This window comes from Pseudomonas sp. 05N434 (genome assembly GCF_056396965.1).
Genome location: NZ_JBFTMK010000774.1, coordinates 1 through 1,755, shown reverse-complemented (window position 1 = coordinate 1,755; position 1,755 = coordinate 1). Strand labels below are relative to the sequence as shown.

The window sequence follows — 1,755 nt, the reverse complement described above, 5'->3', positions numbered from 1 at the left end:
CTTCCGGCGGGTTGTCTTCGAGCAGGGTCAGCGCGCCTTTGGCGTCGCCATCCTGTTGCAACAGCAAGGCCTTGCCGAAAATCAGCTGGTTGTTGTGCGGGTGGCGCTGCAACAAACGGTCAAAACCTTTCATCAGGCCGTTGCGGGTTTCCTGGTCGGTATCGGCCGCAGACAGGGCGAGGAAGTCGAAATGAGTGTCGCCTTTGCCTTGCAGGACTTTTTCCATATAAGCCATGGAGTCGTCGTAACGCCCGGCACGGGCGAGTTGCACGGCCGCCGCCCGTTGCGCCTCGAGATCGTTCGGGGCGTTTTTTGCCCAGATCAGCGAAGTGTCGAGGGCCGCTTGATCGGCGCCCAGGTATTCGGCAATGCGAAATGCCCGCTCGGAGATGCCCGGATCCTGGGTATTGATAGCCTGGGTCACGTAGTTGTCCAGGGCAATGTCGTAACGATTGCGCTGGCCAGCCAGTTCGGCGCTCAACAGGCTGAAGACAGTTTCTTCGCTGAACGAGCTGTAAACCTTGGGCTTTTCAGGCGCCGGAGTGCTGTCTTCGACCGGCGGCGTACCGTCCGACGAAACGGGTGCCAAGGCCTGGCAGCCGCTGAGGAAGACAAAAGCGAGGAGCAACGCGGAAGATCTATTCATATAGGAAGAGGACGACTAACCTGCGGTCGGATCATCATGACACAAGCCTTCGGCCAAACATAACCGCCCGGCCAATTTACCCGCATACGCAATCCCGGCAGGCCCGGTGCCGGTGTAAACGAGAACGGATCGCAGCTTCGGCAGCGTCAACCGGGACGATAGATATCGAGTGGTTGTTCTGGCTCTGTCGAAGTAGGACAATTGTCGGCTTCACGTCACCATCAGCGACCTTGAATGGCCTTCCTTGCACTCGGTATTAACCACAAGACTGCTTCAGTAGACGTCCGCGAGCGCGTGGCCTTTACCCCTGAGCAGCTGGTTGAGGCCTTGCAGCAGCTCTGCCGACTCACCGACAGCCGCGAAGCTGCGATCCTCTCCACCTGCAATCGCAGTGAACTGTATATAGAACAGGATCACCTTTCGGCTGACATCGTGCTGCGCTGGCTGGCCGATTATCATCATTTGAGCCTCGATGAGCTGCGTGCGAGCGCTTATGTGCATGAAGATGATGCGGCAGTTCGCCACATGATGCGGGTCGCCTCCGGGCTCGATTCGCTGGTGTTGGGTGAACCACAGATTCTCGGCCAGATGAAATCGGCCTACGCCGTGGCTCGCGAGGCGGGCACCATTGGTCCGCTACTCGGGCGTTTGTTCCAGGCCACGTTCAATGCGGCCAAACAGGTGCGAACCGACACCGCCATCGGTGAAAACCCGGTGTCCGTGGCGTTTGCCGCGGTCAGCCTGGCGAAACAGATTTTCAGTGATTTGCAACGCAGCCAGGCCTTGTTGATCGGCGCCGGCGAGACCATCACCCTGGTCGCCCGCCATCTGCATGAGCTGGGCGTGAAGCGAATCGTGGTCGCCAACCGCACCCTGGAGCGCGCAAGCACCCTGGCCGAGCAGTTTGGCGCCCATGCGGTGTTGCTCTCGGACATCCCGACAGAACTGGTGCGCAGCGACATCGTCATCAGCTCCACCGCCAGCCAGTTGCCTATTCTCGGTAAAGGCGCGGTGGAAAGCGCCTTGAAATTGCGTAAGCACAAGCCGATTTTCATGGTGGATATCGCAGTCCCTCGGGATATCGAGCCGGAAGTCGGCGAGTTGGATGA

At 59.2% G+C, this 1,755-nt stretch carries 1 protein-coding gene and 1 pseudogene; one reads left to right on the top strand and one right to left on the bottom strand.

From position 1 onward, the window contains the following. Positions 1 to 646: pseudogene (locus tag AC1DLB_RS29215) on the bottom strand (hypothetical protein); the annotation flags it as partial. A gap of 234 nt (positions 647 to 880) precedes the next feature. On the opposite strand from AC1DLB_RS29215, the gene hemA reads away from it, so the two are divergent. Then, the coding region (gene hemA, locus AC1DLB_RS29210; protein ID WP_477786207.1) for a glutamyl-tRNA reductase at positions 881 to 1,755 on the top strand (875 nt) is incomplete at its 3' end.